Annotated in this window: 15 protein-coding genes and 1 pseudogene; 7 read left to right on the top strand and 9 right to left on the bottom strand. The window is 60.3% G+C overall.

Annotation, left to right across the window (positions count from 1 at the left end):
* Positions 1 to 238 (top strand): transposase (locus GA0061102_RS25595; RefSeq protein ID WP_208858657.1); only part of this gene is annotated, 238 nt, incomplete at its 5' end.
* A gap of 130 nt (positions 239 to 368) precedes the next feature.
* Here GA0061102_RS25595 and sbmA read toward each other — a convergent pair.
* Positions 369 to 1,634 (bottom strand): peptide antibiotic transporter SbmA, encoded by a 1,266-nt coding sequence (gene sbmA, locus GA0061102_RS25590; RefSeq protein ID WP_092854420.1) that lies wholly within the window; start codon positions 1,632 to 1,634, stop codon positions 369 to 371.
* Positions 1,635 to 2,062: 428 nt separating this feature from the next.
* Here sbmA and GA0061102_RS25585 point away from each other — a divergent pair, with 428 nt between their 5' ends.
* On the top strand, positions 2,063 to 2,632 hold the full coding sequence (locus tag GA0061102_RS25585) for a PadR family transcriptional regulator (protein WP_092854418.1): 570 nt from the start codon (positions 2,063 to 2,065) through the stop codon (positions 2,630 to 2,632).
* A 24-nt stretch (positions 2,633 to 2,656) separates the two neighbouring features.
* Here GA0061102_RS25585 and map read toward each other — a convergent pair whose 3' ends face one another.
* From map to glpK, 7 genes are all read right to left on the bottom strand, one after another.
* Complete coding sequence (gene map / locus GA0061102_RS25580; protein WP_092854416.1) at positions 2,657 to 3,409, bottom strand: type I methionyl aminopeptidase; 753 nt, start codon at positions 3,407 to 3,409, stop codon at positions 2,657 to 2,659.
* A gap of 132 nt (positions 3,410 to 3,541) precedes the next feature.
* A complete protein-coding gene (locus tag GA0061102_RS25575) occupies positions 3,542 to 4,054 on the bottom strand; it encodes a GNAT family N-acetyltransferase (RefSeq protein WP_092854414.1) in 513 nt (170 codons plus the stop codon).
* A gap of 53 nt (positions 4,055 to 4,107) precedes the next feature.
* Positions 4,108 to 4,536 carry a DoxX family protein gene (locus tag GA0061102_RS25570; protein WP_092854412.1) on the bottom strand — a complete coding sequence of 143 codons (429 nt, stop codon included), beginning with the start codon at positions 4,534 to 4,536 and terminating at the stop codon, positions 4,108 to 4,110.
* A gap of 30 nt (positions 4,537 to 4,566) precedes the next feature.
* A complete protein-coding gene (locus GA0061102_RS25565; protein ID WP_092854410.1) occupies positions 4,567 to 5,037 on the bottom strand; it encodes an SRPBCC family protein in 471 nt (156 codons plus the stop codon).
* Positions 5,038 to 5,137: 100 nt separating this feature from the next.
* Positions 5,138 to 6,394, bottom strand: coding sequence for an RNA polymerase sigma factor (locus GA0061102_RS25560; RefSeq protein ID WP_092854408.1), 1,257 nt, complete (start codon positions 6,392 to 6,394; stop codon positions 5,138 to 5,140).
* On the bottom strand, positions 6,391 to 6,765 hold the full coding sequence (locus GA0061102_RS25555) for a YciI family protein (RefSeq protein ID WP_092854406.1): 375 nt from the start codon (positions 6,763 to 6,765) through the stop codon (positions 6,391 to 6,393). The genes GA0061102_RS25560 and GA0061102_RS25555 overlap by 4 nt, the downstream gene beginning before the upstream one ends.
* Positions 6,766 to 6,885: 120 nt before the next feature.
* A complete protein-coding gene (gene glpK, locus GA0061102_RS25550; RefSeq protein ID WP_092854404.1) occupies positions 6,886 to 8,382 on the bottom strand; it encodes a glycerol kinase GlpK in 1,497 nt (498 codons plus the stop codon).
* A gap of 228 nt (positions 8,383 to 8,610) precedes the next feature.
* Here glpK and GA0061102_RS25545 point away from each other — a divergent pair, with 228 nt between their 5' ends.
* The 4 genes and pseudogenes from GA0061102_RS25545 to GA0061102_RS32715 all read left to right on the top strand — a co-directional run.
* Positions 8,611 to 9,387 carry a 3-hydroxybutyrate dehydrogenase gene (locus GA0061102_RS25545; RefSeq protein WP_092854428.1) on the top strand — a complete coding sequence of 259 codons (777 nt, stop codon included), beginning with the start codon at positions 8,611 to 8,613 and terminating at the stop codon, positions 9,385 to 9,387.
* Positions 9,388 to 9,458: 71 nt separating this feature from the next.
* Complete coding sequence (gene xdhA, locus GA0061102_RS25540; RefSeq protein ID WP_092854402.1) at positions 9,459 to 10,928, top strand: xanthine dehydrogenase small subunit; 1,470 nt, start codon at positions 9,459 to 9,461, stop codon at positions 10,926 to 10,928.
* A gap of 3 nt (positions 10,929 to 10,931) precedes the next feature.
* Positions 10,932 to 13,271 (top strand): xanthine dehydrogenase molybdopterin binding subunit, encoded by a 2,340-nt coding sequence (gene xdhB / locus GA0061102_RS25535; RefSeq protein WP_092854400.1) that lies wholly within the window; start codon positions 10,932 to 10,934, stop codon positions 13,269 to 13,271.
* Between the two features lie 177 nt (positions 13,272 to 13,448).
* Positions 13,449 to 13,591: pseudogene (locus GA0061102_RS32715) on the top strand (xanthine dehydrogenase accessory protein XdhC); the annotation flags it as partial.
* On the opposite strand, the gene GA0061102_RS25530 reads toward GA0061102_RS32715, so the two are convergent.
* Complete coding sequence (locus tag GA0061102_RS25530) at positions 13,570 to 13,773, bottom strand: hypothetical protein (protein WP_092854398.1); 204 nt, start codon at positions 13,771 to 13,773, stop codon at positions 13,570 to 13,572. The pseudogene GA0061102_RS32715 and the gene GA0061102_RS25530 overlap by 22 nt on opposite strands.
* Before the next feature lie 102 nt (positions 13,774 to 13,875).
* Between GA0061102_RS25530 and GA0061102_RS25525 the strand changes: the two genes are divergently transcribed.
* A complete protein-coding gene (locus GA0061102_RS25525; RefSeq protein WP_092854396.1) occupies positions 13,876 to 14,772 on the top strand; it encodes a LysR substrate-binding domain-containing protein in 897 nt (298 codons plus the stop codon).
* Positions 14,773 to 14,871: the final 99 nt, after the last annotated feature.

Below are 14,871 nucleotides of genomic sequence, written 5' to 3'. Positions count from 1 at the left end.
TGCCCGCGAGCGTACCGATGCCAACCGGCTCAAGCCCTGGGGCAAGGCCATCTACAAACGACGGAAAGAGACGGTCGAGCGCTCGTTTGCCGACGCCAAACAGTTGCATGGTCATCGCTACGCGCGGTTCCGAAGTCTCATCCGGGTCCAATGCCAGTGCCTGATGGCCGCAGCCGCCCAGAACATCAAGAAGATCGCAATGGCCCTCACCAAGGCCAGCCAACCGAGCCCCGCATAAGCAGAGGGAATCTGAACGGCCCGTTCAAAACATCCAGTCAACCTCGAAACTCAACACAAAATAAAACCCCGCCAAAAAATGACGGGGTTTGTCAGCGGTCTGAGGCTCCGTTTCCGGAGCCTTTTTTTCGTCAGCCGTCGGCTTGGATCACGCCCGCTTCGCGCTCCAGATAGCGCTGATCGATCGATGGCAGCGGCACATTGTCGATCGCCGCCTCGAATGTCTTCAGGCGCTTGTGGATCGACAGAAGCTCGATGATCGTCGTCCAGGAATTGACGAGATACTGGAAGGAGTTGCTAACCTGCCCGAACGCGGTGGCGATCTGCTGATAGATGCCGTATGTGATCACGCCCGCGACGAAGGTCGGCACCAGCATGAACAGGACGAACATCGTATCGGCCTGCAGATAGAAATACCGGGCGACGTTGAAATAGACGTAGTGGAAATAGATGCGGAAATAGTTGCGCCGCACATTGGCGAACAGCTCCTTGACCGTTGCCGGCTGCGCACGCTCTTCATGATCCTCGCCATAGACGAGTTCCTTGCGATAGGCGGCTTCGACACGCTGGTTCTTGAAGTTGAGCCCCGGCAGCTTGATCCCGGCGACAGCAAGCAGGACGGTGCCGAAAATCGACCAGAAGAGCGCCAGCCAGAAGAGCGAGTGAGGAATTTTGCCGATGATCGGCAATTCGGTGACGTAGGTCGAAAGCGCCAGCAGGATCGGCAGGAACACGATCAAGGTCATCACGGAATTGATCAGGCTGATACCCAGGCCTTCCAGCACGCTGGAAAGGCGCATCGTATCTTCCTGAACACGCTGCGAGGCACCCTCGATGTGACGCAGTCTCTCCCACTTCGACATGTAGAAGTCGTTCATCGCCGTGCGCCAGCGGAAGATGTAGTGGCTCGTAAAGAAATCCGTCAGGATCGAGACGAACATGCTGAGGAACGCAATCTGCGCGAAGATGATCATCAGCGAATAGAAACTTTCGGTCGTCACCCCCGGCTGCTTCGTCAGCGCGGCCTGCAATAGATCACCAAACGGACGGCGAAAATTATTGATGACCACGCTTACCTGAACACCGAAATAGGTGACCAGGATGATGAGCGCCGAACCCCAGAGCGACCAGATTTTCCAGGGATGGTTCCAGGCACGAATGTGCCATGCGCTGCAGAAGACGAGGATACAGACAAGGAAGAACCCGTAAAACCAGAGATTTCCCCAGAGTAGGAAATAGCTGAGGTCGTACGGCTCCTTTCCCTCCCCCGGCATGACGAAGCCTAACTGAGTTCCCAAGCCGGAAAAGAACGAATACCAGGCTGCGATGCAGGCAAGCGTCCAGACCGCCATCGAGATGAAGAACAATTTGGGCTGAGGGAAGAAGGAGTGGAACACGGCAGGTAAGCTTCCTTGATCGGGTTCTGAGCGGAACCGCAATGACATCAGTACCCGGGGAACCTAAGACAGTTCGCCAGGAGCGGCAACCGGCAGAGAGCTATTCTTACGTAGATGTAATCGCTTATCCCGCGATCGTGATGCAGTTGTTCAGGATCAAATCTTCACTCATTGAGTGAATTCATCCTTCTCTGAGCGCCGCTCTCCTCAACCATCTCCTTCCGGAAATCGCCCCTCTTGCAGAAAGCTATCTTACGATATATATCTTACGACATGACTAACGATACAAACCCTCGCACCTCACAAGGAGAAACGAAATGAGAGGTTTCAGAGATCGCATGTTCGGAGATAGCTTTGACATCGTCGAGGCATATATCCTACGACATGGCCGAGGCCGTGAATCGCACGGCGAGCAGAGGAGAGACTTCATGAGAGGCTTCAAGGGCGGCATGTTCGGCGGCGGGTTTCGTACCGGCCGCAAGTTCGACGCAGCCGACCTGCAGCTCATCATCCTTGCCCTGCTCTCAGAGCAGCCGCGCCACGGCTATGAACTGATCAAGACTTTTGAGGAGCGCTCCGGCGGCTTCTATGTGCCGAGCCCGGGCGTCATCTACCCCGCCCTCACCTATCTCGAAGAAACGGGGCAGGCCGAAGTCGAGGTGAGCGGCACGAAGAAGCTCTACCGCATCACCGAAAGCGGCCAGAAACGTGTCGACGACAACCGTGATCTGGTGGAAGCGACATTCGCCAAGCTCACGGCGATCGGCGAAAAGATGGCCCGCGTCCGCGAGGTTTTCGGCGGCGATGAAGGCGATGGCCGCGACAGCCCGTTCGATCGCCATGGCGCCGGCGACGTGCATCGCGCGCGCCACCTGCTGCGCTCGGCACTTCGCTCGAAATTCCCCTGGAGCAAGGCCGAAGGTGCACGCATCGCGGCAATCCTCGAGCGCGCTGCCGCCGACATCATCCGCGGTGAACCGAAAAACGGCGAAGAGTAGAAATCTGGCGATTAAGCCGGAACGTCAATTGTCCGGCAATGTCAGGATGACCGGCCCGTTGCGGGTGGTAACGATCGTGTGTTCGTATTGAACCGTAGGCGCCTGCGGATCGGCATAGAGCGTCCATGCATCGTCGCCACCCTCTGCCCAGGTCGCGCCGAGCGACAGAAACGGCTCGACGGTGAAAACCAGGCCGTCTTCCATGATCCGGGTCTCGGAAGGGTCCGCGCAGGTAGAAACTTCGCCGGGCTCTTCATGCAGGGAGCGGCCGATGCCGTGGCTAGCGAGATTGGCGATCAGCGTATAGCGGTTCTTCTGCGCGAAGGCGCCGACGGCCTGCCCGATCTTCGCAAACGGCGCACCACTGCGCACCTGATTGAGACCGACCCAGAGCGCCCGCTTGCCGTCCCGGCAGAGGCGTTCGATCTTCGGCTTGACCGGCGGCACGGTAAAGGATGCGCCGGTATCGGAAAAGAATCCGTCCTTCTCGGCTGATACGTCGAGATTGACCAGATCCCCCGCCCGGATGATGCGCGGGCCGGGAATTCCGTGGGCCACTTCCTCGTTGACGCTGATGCAGGTGGCGCCGGGAAACTTGTAGACCAGCTCCGGCGCCGACTGCGCGCCGGCATCCTCCAGCACCTTGCGGCCGATCGCATCGAGCTCCAGCGTGGTGATGCCCGGCTCAAGTGCCGCCGCCATGGCCTGCAGCGCGTTGGCGCAGATACGGCCGATATCTTTCAGCTTGGTCAGTTCTTCTTCAGTCGAGACGATCATTTACGGCTTCCGGCAGGCTCGCGCTCTCGGCAATGGGTCGGCAAGAGGTTAAGATCTGGCTTTCGCCTCTTCACCCTACGCAGTCAATGCCTTTCTGACCGATCGGCCGGACTTTCGCCTTTCGAAGTCGGATCAAAGGCGCGGATCGTCCGACAGCAATGCCCAGCGCTCGTGATCGCACCAGTCCCCGCCGATCTTCAGATATTTCGGCGAGAACCCTTCCTTGCGGAAACCCAGCCGCTTGACCAGCGCTATCGAAGGATGATTGCCGGGCTGAATATTGGCCTCAAGCCGGTGCAGGCCAACGGCATCGAACGCATGAGCCACGGCCAGGCGAACCGCCTCCGTCATGAAGCCCCGACCGGCAAAGCCCACCATGCCGTGATAGCCGAGAAAGGCGCTGCGGAAACCGCCCCAAACCATCTGGCTGATATTGACGACGCCGACAATGCCGCCGGAACCGGGATCTCGCGCCACCAGACCGATGTTCGGCCCCGTCACCGTCTGACCGAACCATGCGTCGAAGCCGGCCCGATCAAGAAAAGGATGAGCCCACGGCACATGATGGGTGCTGCTCGCGATATTGGCGGCGATCAGTTCGTCCGCATCCGATTGCCTGACAGGCGCGATGATCACTTGCGGCATGGCTCGCCCTCTCTTTTCTAAAGGGATAGAGCGTTAGCAAATCGAATCCGAAATCAAAAGCTTCGATCAGAAAACGGAATCATTCTGCGAACCGCTTCATAACGAAGATAAAGTCCTCCCCAGGCCATCACGCCGACATAGACGCCGAACAGCAGATGCGAAAAGATCGGACTGCCGACGCGCAGATGAGTGGCGATTGCGCCACCGAGAAGACCCGTCAGCAGGATCGCGCCGAGGACCGACGTCCTCGGGATGGCATAGAGAATGGCGCAGCCGAGCGTGATGACGCCGAGAAGCCGCGCAAGCGCCGGATCGGCGGAATAGCCGAGCCCCGCCATCGTCTCCGTGACGACAGGAAGCGGAACGAGCTTGATCGCGCCATCAAGGAAAAGAAAGGCGATGATCAGCCCGCTGAGGATCATACCGGCCACGCGCTGAGCTCGTGTGACGGACGAGGTAGATGAATCGACTGCATAAGACATGTCCGTATCCCCTGGAATTGAATCGGAAATTCAGATCTTCGCCGCCAATGCGGCAAGCTGCTCGGCGCCCTGGGCCCACCCCCGATGAAAGCCCATTTTCTCGTGCACCTCGCGATCCTCAGCCGCCCAATGCAGGACGGTTGCCGTATAGCGGGTCTTGCCGCTGCCGAGATCGTCGAGCTGGGTCGTCACCACCATGAAGGGCTTTGCCGACGGCACCCAGGCGCTGGCGAAGGCATCGGTGAAAACGATCCGTTCGTTGGGAATCACTTCCAAATAGACGCCATTGCCTGGATATTCCTCGCCTTCAGGGCTGCGCATGGTAATGGAGCTTGAGCCGCCGGCGCGAACATCGATCTTGGCAGCCGACACCGTCCATGGCAGCGGAGCAAACCACTGCTTCAGCAGCTCTTCCTCCGTCCAGCAGCGGAAGATCTTTTCACGCGGTGCGTCGATGACACGGGAGAACGAGAGTTCGCGGCGTTGGGTCTGCTCAGTCATGCTCCTGTTCCTCTTTGCAATTTGACGCGGCCTGCGCCGCCTATACTCTAACGACGTTCGGGACCGCCGCTTTCAGACAGCGCAGGTACAAATTTTTCGATTATTTTGCAGCAGCAAGGGCGTCCGCGCTCAGACGATCGAGCTGATGGCGGATATGAGCAGCTTCGGCTGGCGAGCGCGCAAGAGCAATCGCCCTGTCAAAGGCGACGCGCGCCTCCTGCGAGCGGCCGAGCTGCGCGAGCAGGCCACCCGATACGCCATGAAAATAGAAATAGCTGTCGAGCTGCGCTTCCAGGGGCGCAATCAGCGCCAGAGCCGCCTCCGGCCCCTTCAGCTTGGAAAGAGCAACTGCGCGGTTGAGCGTGACGACCGGAGACGGCGTCAGCCTTTCCAGCGTCTGATAAAGAAGGTCGATCTCTTCCCAGTCGGTGTCTGCGGCACGCTTCGCTCGCGAATGCAGCGCCGCGATCGCCGCCTGCACCTGGTATGGCCCTGGGCGACGATGACGGATCGCCTTGTCGAGCAGGGCAAGCGCCTCGTCGACTGAGGTTCGGTCCCAGAGCGAGCGATCCTGCTCTTCCAAAAGGATGATCTGCCCATCCGCATCGAACCGCGCCGCCTTGCGCGATTGCTGCAGCAGCATCAGCGCCAGCAGCGCCATGGTCTCCGGCTCAGAGGGAAAGATCCGCAGCAACAGCCGGCCAAGTCGGATTGCCTCGTCGGCAAAGGCGGCGGCCTCGCGATGCGTTCCGCCGGCCGAATAGCCTTCATTGTAGATCAGGTAGATCATCGCGCTGACGAGCGCCAGCCGCTCGCTTCGCTCGACCGCGCCCGGCGTCTCGAAAGCAACGCCGGCGGCGGCCACGCGCGCCTTCGCCCGGGTAATACGTTGCTCCATCGCGCTGTCGCTCACCAGAAATGCCCGAGCAATCTGCTGCACGGAAAGGCCGGAGACGATGCGCAGCGCCAGCGCAATCTGTTGAGTCGCCGGCAGATCCGGATGGCAGCAGATGAACAGCAGCCGGAGAATGTCGTCGCGATAGCCCGAGCCATCCAGCCGCTCGGCAAGATCGCTCTCGGCATCGCCCGTGTCGGAGATCGCCTCCTCGTCCGGCAGGCTCCGCAATTTCGCCTGCTTGCGCACCGTATCGATACCGCTATTGCGGCCGACGAAGATCAGCCAGGCAATCGGATCGCGTGGCGGCCCCTTGTCGGGCCAGGTCTTCAACGCCCGGAGGCAAGCCTCCTGAAAGGCTTCCTCTGCGGTATCGAGATTGCGGAAATAGCGCAGCAGCGCACCCAGCACCTGCGGCCGGGCATTGGTGAGCGCGATGTCGATCCAGGCAAGGTCCGTCATGTCGCAATCGTCCCCGGTCTGAATGCGTAAAGCGGACGGATCTCGTAGGAACCGACGCCCGGATTGGCCACAGCCAGTTCCTTCGAGAATTCAAGCGCATCATCGAGGGTCTCGAAATCGACGACGTAGAAGCCCAGCAATTGCTCTTTGGTCTCGGCGAAAGGACCGTCGATGACGATCGGCTCGTTCTTGGCCTTGCGCAGTGTCGTCGCGGCCGTCGTCGGCATCAGGCGCGCCACCGGCCCAAGCTTGCCTGCCTCGGCCAGCGGCGCCTGCACGGCAATCAGCCGCGCCATCGTCGTCTCTTCCTGCTCCTTGGACCAGGCAAATACGGCGTCTTCGTCGTTGTAGCATAGGATTGCGTAGAGCATGAGGACTTCCTTCTCCAGTAAAGACGAAGGAGTATCACCCGTACCGACAGGTCCCGTCAAAAAATTATCGTTGAAAATGACCGGCTTGGCGGAAGCAGCCAGAAAAACACCTCGCCACCCCTACCCGGCAGTCAATGTGCGCTTCACGGCGTTTTTCCAACCCTTCAGCTTCGTGTTTCGGGTCTTGTCGTCCATGTTCGGTTCAAACCGGCGATCGCGCGCCCAAGCCTTGGCGAAACCTTCACGGTCCGGCCACACACCGGCACGGCTGCCTGCGAGCCATGCGGCGCCGAGTGCCGTGGTTTCCAGGATCGTCGGACGGTCCACCGGCGCATCCAGCAGATCGGCCAGCCGCTGCATCGTCCAATCGGAGGCGACCATGCCGCCATCGACGCGCAGCACCGTATTCTGGCCGCTGCCGCTGCGCCAATCCTTGTGCATGGCGTCCAGAAGATCCCGAGACTGGTAGCAGACGGCTTCCAGCGCCGCCCGGACGATCTCCTCCGGGCCGCTGTTGCGGGTAAGCCCGAAGATCGCGCCGCGCGCATCCGGATCCCAATAAGGCGCCCCGAGACCGGTAAAGGCCGGTACGAGATAGACTTCCTGCAGCGGATCGGCCTTGGCCGCCAATTCGCCGGAATCGGAAGCACGCTGGATGGCCCTCAGACCATCGCGCAGCCATTGGACGGCGGCGCCTGCAATGAAGATGGAACCTTCGAGCGCATAAGTCGTCTCGCCGTTCAGCCTGTAGGCGATGGTGGTCAGCAGCCGGTTTTTCGAGCGCACCATATCCGCGCCGGTATTGAGCAGCGCAAAGCAACCGGTGCCATAGGTGGATTTCATCATGCCCCGCTCGAAACAAGCCTGGCCGATCGTCGCCGCCTGCTGATCGCCGGCGACGCCGAGGATGGGGATTTCGGCATCGAAGAGCGAGGGATCAGTTACGCCGAAATCGGCAGCACAATCCTTCACCTCGGGCAGCATCGTCGAAGGAACGCGCAGAATATCCAGCAGCTCGTCGTCCCATTCGTTGGCGCCGATATTATACATCAGCGTCCGCGAGGCATTGGTCGCATCGGTGACGAAGTTCTTGCCCCCCGTCAGACGCCAGATCAGGAAGGTGTCGATCGTGCCGAAGCAGAGCTCGCCCTTGGAAGCGCGGGCGCGCGCACCCCTAACATTGGACAGCAGCCAGGAAAGTTTCGTTCCGGAGAAATAGGGATCGAGCAGCAGGCCGGTACGGCGGGTGAAGAGCTTTTCCAGATCCTGTCGCTTGAGCTTTTCGCAATAGCTTGCCGTACGGCGATCCTGCCAGACGATGGCGTTATGAATCGGCTTGCCCGTCTCGCGATCCCAGACGACGACAGTCTCGCGCTGATTGGTGATCCCGAGCGCGGCGATATCCTTGGCGGTAATGCCGGCGGCTTCGATGGCCTTGCGAACGGTGACGAGGACGGATGACCAGATCTCCTCCGGGTCATGTTCGACCCAGCCCGGCTTCGGATAATGTTGGGTGAACTCTTTCTGTCCGACACCGGCAACTTTCATCTTGCCGTCGAAAACGATGGCCCGCGTCGACGTCGTCCCCTGGTCGATCGCCAAGACATAACCGCTCATGCATTCCTCCCTGTTTTCTTGAGATCAACAGATACGCGAGCAAAACGAATGTGAAAAGAAAGCAAAACGAAATTTTTCGCAGAAACCCGCTTTCCCACTTATGCCATGGCGGTCGGCAGCATCGCGAAAGAACCTGACGGCGATACGATTGCCATGTTCGCGGGTTTGGGACTAGGTTCAAACGCTTTTGCATTGCAGCAGGAAGCTGCGCTGTCCAAGGAGAGGATCATGGCAAGAACAGTTGTCGTCACCGGTTCCACGAGCGGTATCGGCCTCGCGATCGCGGCGGCCTTCGCCGCTAAGGGTGATAACGTCGTCATCAACGGCTTCGGAAAGCCCGAGGAAATTGACGCGATCAAGAACAGGCTGGAAGCCTCGGGCGGCGGCAAGGCGATCTATCATCCGGCCGACATGACCAAGCCTGCCGAGATTGCTGATCTGATCGCGACGGCCAACTCCACCTTCGGCAGCGTCGATGTTCTCGTCAACAATGCCGGTATCCAGCATGTTGAGAAGATCGAGGATTTCCCGATCGAAAAGTGGGACCAGATCATCGCGATCAATCTGTCCAGTTCCTTCCATACCATTCGAGCGGCAATTCCGCTGATGAAGGCGAAGAAGTACGGCCGCATCATCAACATCGCTTCGGCGCATGGCCTTGTCGCCTCCCCCTTCAAATCCGCCTATGTCGCCGCAAAACATGGTATATTGGGCCTGACCAAGACGGCAGCGCTCGAGCTTGCCGAATTCGGCGTCACGGTAAATGCCATTTGCCCAGGCTACGTCCTGACCCCGCTTGTCGAAAAGCAGATCCCGGACACGGCAAAGGCCCGCGGCATGACCGAGGAGCAGGTCAAGAACGAGGTCATCCTCAAGGCCCAGCCCACGCATGAATTCGTCAAGGCCGAGGAGATCGGCGCCCTGTCGCTCTACCTTGCAAGCGACGAGGCACGCCAGGTGACCGGGACACACGTCTCGATTGACGGTGGCTGGACCGCAGAATAACCATATACGGTTAGGGCCGGATTCGTGCCAGCACCTCCGGCCCTGACAAACGAAGAATAAACGGGAACGACATGAGCGACAGCATCCGCTTTATCCTCAACGGCGAGGATATCACGCTATCTAGCCTGCGCCCCACCGAGACGCTGCTCGACTTCCTGCGCCTCAAGCGGCGCCTGACTGGAACCAAGGAGGGATGCGCGGAAGGCGATTGCGGCGCCTGTACCGTACTCGTTGGCCGGCTGATCGATGGCGGGCTTCACTATGAGTCGGTCAATGCCTGCATCCGCTTCGTCGGCTCGCTGCATGCAACGCATGTCGTCACCGTCGAGCATCTTGCCGCCAAGAACGGCACCCTTCATCCGGTACAGCAGGCCATGGTCGATTGCCACGGCTCGCAATGCGGCTTCTGCACGCCGGGCTTCGTCATGTCGCTTTATGGCCTCTGGCTCACCACGGAAAAGCCGAGCCGCGCGCAAATCGAAAAGTCGCTCCAGGGCAATCTCTGTCGATGCACCGGCTATGAGCCGATCATCAAGGCGGCCGAGCAGGTCAGCCAGAAGCGGCCAAGCGCGCTCTTCGACCCGCTGGAGAGGACGAGAGCCGATATCATCGCCCGCTTGTGGGCGATGCAGGGCGGCGATACCATCGAGATTACCGAGGGCGAAGATCGCCTCATCGTGCCCGGTTCCGTCTCGGCGCTGGCACAGGTGCTCGCCGACGAACCGAAGGCAACCGTTGTCGCCGGCTCGACCGATGTCGGGCTCTGGGTCACGAAACAGATGCACCGGCTCAATCCGGCCGTCTTCATCAACCACCTGACCGATCTGCAGAAGATCACGGTGGAAGCGAACGGGCTGAGCATCGGCGCCGGCGTTACCTACAGCCGCGCCTTTGCTGTGATCGCAGAAAAGATCCCGGCCCTCGCCAACCTCATCAACCGCATTGGCGGCGAGCAGGTGCGCAATATGGGCACCATCGGCGGCAATATCGCCAACGGTTCGCCGATCGGCGACACACCGCCGCCACTGATCGCGCTTGGCGCAACGGTCAAGCTTCGTTCGACGGCGGGCACGCGCGGCCTGCCGCTGGAAGATTTCTTCATCGATTACGGCAAGCAGGACCGCAATCCCGGCGAGTTCGTGGAGGGCATCTTCGTGCCGTACCCGGCGGAAGATGCGCATTTCGCCGTTTACAAGATCTCCAAGCGCCGCGACGAGGATATTTCGGCCGCCTGCGGCGCTTTCTATCTGTCGCTGGATGCAGCCCGCAATGTGGCCGATATCCGCATCGCCTTCGGCGGCATGGCCGGCACGCCGAAGCGCGCCCGCAGCGTCGAGGCAGAACTGATCGGCAAGCCGTGGACGGAGGCGGCCGTCACCGCTGCGCGCGACGCCTTCGACAACGACTACACGCCGCTGACCGACTGGCGCGCCTCGGCCGACTATCGGCAATTGACCGCCAAGAACCTTCTCATCCGCTTCTACCTTGAGACGGCCGGTGCGCCGCAGGAATTGAAGCGCTTCGCGACCGCGGAGGCCTGAGCCATGGACAAATCCACTTTCGAAGAACCCAAGGTCGTCATCAACGGGTCGATACATGGCTCGCTGCGCCATGATTCCGCACACAAGCATGTGACCGGAGCCGCCGATTACATCGACGATATTCCCGAGCCTGCCGGGCTGCTGCACGGCGCTCTCGGTCTTTCCGACCGCGCCCATGCCGAAATCGCCGGCTTCGACCTCTCGGCCGTCAAAGCCTATCCGGGCGTCGTCTGGGTGTTCACCGGCGCCGATATTCCCGGCGTCAACGACACCAGCTCCAACGGCATGCATGACGAACCGCTGCTTGCGGAAACTAAAGTCGAGTTTCATGGGCAGCCGATTTTCGCTGTTATCGCCGAGACCAGAGATGCCGCCCGGCGGGCTGCGCGCCTTGCTAAGGTAGAGTATCGCGACCTGCCGCATTGGAGCGATATCGACGGCGCACTCGCCAATGGTGCACCGCTCGTCTACGAGCCGATGACACTGAAGCGCGGCGAGCCGGAAACCGAGATGGCGAACGCCAAGCATCGCATCAAGGCGCAGATGCGCATCGGCGGCCAGGAGCATTTCTACCTCGAAAGCCACATCGCTGTGGCGATTCCCGGCGAAGACGACGAAGTTGCCGTCTGGTCTTCGACGCAGCATCCGAGCGAAATTCAGCATATCGTCGGCCATGTCCTCGGCATCCCGTCCAACGCTGTGACAGTCAATGTGCGCCGCATGGGCGGCGGCTTCGGCGGCAAGGAAACGCAGGGCAACCAGTTTGCGGCGCTGGCCGCCGTCGCCGCCAAGAAGCTTGGCTGCGCCGTAAAATTCCGGCCTGACCGCGACGAGGACATGAGCGCAACGGGCAAGCGGCACGACTTTCTGGTGGATTACGAAGTCGGCTTCGACGATGACGGCCGCATCCACGCGGTCGATGCGACCTATGCCGCTCGCTGCGGCTTCTCATCCGATCTGTCCGGCCCGGTCACCGATCGCGCGTTGTTCCATGCGGATTCCAGCTATTTCTACCCGCATGTGCATCTGGTTTCCAAGCCGCTGAAGACGCATACCGTCTCCAACACCGCCTTCCGCGGCTTCGGCGGCCCGCAAGGCATGGTCGGCGGCGAGCGCATGATCGAAGAGATCGCCTATGCGCTCGGCAAGGACCCGCTGGAGGTGCGTCGCGCCAATTTCTACGGCCAGCCCGGCTCCGGCCGGACGCTGACGCCCTATCATCAGGAAGTCACCGACAACATCATCAATCGCATCGTCGATGAGCTGCAAACGTCATCCGACTATCAGGTGCGGCGCAACGCCATCATCGAGTTCAACCGCTCCAGCCGTTTCATCCGTAAGGGGATTGCGCTGACGCCGGTGAAATTCGGCATCTCCTTCACCATGACCGCCTTCAACCAGGCCGGCGCATTGGTGCATATCTATCAGGACGGCTCCATCCACCTGAACCATGGCGGCACCGAAATGGGCCAGGGCCTCTATACCAAGGTGGCACAGGTTCTTGCCGACAGTTTCCAGGTCGATATCGACCAGGTGAAGATCACCGCCACCACGACCGGCAAGGTGCCGAATACATCGGCGACGGCCGCTTCGTCCGGCTCCGACCTGAACGGCATGGCCGCCTTCGATGCCGCTCGGCAAATCAAGGAACGGCTCGTCGCCTTCGCCGTCGAGAAATGGGGCGTTGGCGCCGAGGAGGTGCAATTCCTCCCCAATCGGGTGCGGGTCGGTGAAACGGAGATCCTCTTCCCGGATTTCGTCAAACAGGCCTATTTCGCCCGTGTCCAGCTTTCGGCCGCCGGCTTTTACAAGACGCCGAAGATCCATTGGGATCGCAAGGCCGGTCGCGGCACGCCCTTCTATTACTTCTCCTATGGTGCCGCCTGCTCGGAAGTGTCGATCGATACATTGACCGGCGAATATTTGATCGACCGCACAGACATCCTCCACGATGTCGGCCGCTCCCTCAATCCGGCGATCGATATCGGGCAGGTCGAAGGCGCCTTCGTGCAGGGCATGGGCTGGCTGACGACCGAGGAACTCTGGTGGGATGCCAAGGGGCGCCTCCGCACGCATGCGCCTTCCACCTACAAGATCCCCCTCGCTTCCGACCGGCCAAAGATCTTCAACGTCCGCCTGGCTGAGTGGTCTGAAAACACGGAAGCCACCATCGGCCGCTCGAAGGCCGTCGGCGAGCCGCCCTTCATGCTCAGCATCTCGGTGCTCGAAGCGCTATCGATGGCAGTCGCCAGCGTCGCGGATTACCGCGTCTGCCCTCGCCTCGATGCGCCGGCAACGCCGGAGCGGGTGCTGATGGCGGTCGAGCGGCTCAAGGGGATATGATGCCTTCTGTGCCAAAATGCTGGCATGCAGAAAGTTGGAAGTCACAATGGGAAATCGCGTTGATGGTGCATACCCCCTCCGTTACGGAGTAACGGAGGGGGTATGCACTCTCCACTCATTTCAAGGGTCCTAACTCATAGCCCCCGCCATTCAAAAACTTCCCACGCGAAGGCCTGGGGCGGCGAGAAAGAATGGCTCAAACGTCTGACACTTCCGATTGACGGATCGGCAACACAGACAAGAGCCCGGAAGTCATCGCCGTCATGACTGCCGCCGAACTCCTGACGGCGCTCGCCGCCTATCGAAGCCGATCATCCTGATAGTGCGGCTCGCGCCCGTCAAGAAAGCCGAGATCGCGCTTCACCCGATCCGGCATCTCCTCAAGATCCAGATTCGGTGATGGCTCGGCACGCTTCGCAAGGACCTGCATCAACGATTCCAGAACCCGTGCCAGAACCGTGGATCGGGCTACTTCCACCTGTTCCACGACATAGCAATCCATGGCAACACCTCAATTAAACCAGCGATATGAATTGCAGTTTGGCGTGAAAAATGCTGAAATTCCAATTGAAGTATCGTCTATTCGCATAAAGAGAGCTTATCCATGAAGCTGTCCAAACGCTTCCCCCTGAATGCGCTCCGCGTCTTCGAAGCCGCCGCCCGGCTCGGCAGCTTTACGCGGGCCGGAGAAGAACTCGGCATGACACAGACGGCGGTCAGCTATCAGATCAAACTGCTGGAGGAGACAACGGGCGAGCCGCTTTTCTTGCGCCGTCCGCGGCAGATACTATTGACGGAGGCGGGAGAACAGCTGGCACCGAAAGTGGCCGAAGCCTTTGCCATGCTGCAGGACGCCATGGCCTCGATCAGCGGGGACGCCGAGACCACACTGCACATACACTCCACCCCCACATTCGCGTCCCAGTGGCTGGCTCGCCATATCGGCACCTTTCAGCTCAAACACCCCAAGATCGCCGTTCGTCTTGCCACTTCGGGATCGATCATCGATTTCGCGCGGGAACCGTCCGACATCGCCATCCGCGCAGGGCGCGGAACATGGCCTGGATTGCGAGCGCACCTGCTGATGAAGATGCGTTTCACACCCATGCTCAGTCCGGCCCTGGCAGCGACGATCGGCGGCGTGCACGAGCCGGCCGACCTCCTCAAGCTGCGCATCATCGATGCAGGCGATCCATGGTGGGTCCAATGGTTCCAGGAGGCCGGTGTGCCGGATCCCGGCCTTCAGGGAAGACCGCGCAGCCGGCTTGGCGCACAATCCTTCGAAGCGAGCGCCGCCATAGCGGGCCAGGGCGCCGCCGTGCTAACCCCGGAATTCTACGCAGATGACTTGGCCTCCGGTCGGCTGATCCAGCCCTTCGATCTGCTCTCGACCGACGGCTCCGATTATTGGATCGCCTATCCGGAAAACCGGCGTCACACACCACGCATCCGCGCGTTCAGGGATTGGATCCTCGGCGAATTCGGCATGCCGCTCGACTAACGCAAATCCAGTAAAAGTGCGCAGCGGTTTTCCGTCCGGAATGCGTAAAAACAAGGAGATAGAGCGGTTCAGAGATCGATGACGAGCTGAACCGCTCCA

The organism is Martinezella miluonensis (genome assembly GCF_900094545.1).
GTDB classification, from domain to species: Bacteria; Pseudomonadota; Alphaproteobacteria; order Rhizobiales; family Rhizobiaceae; genus Rhizobium; species Rhizobium miluonense.
This window is presented reverse-complemented; position numbering and strand designations above follow the sequence as displayed.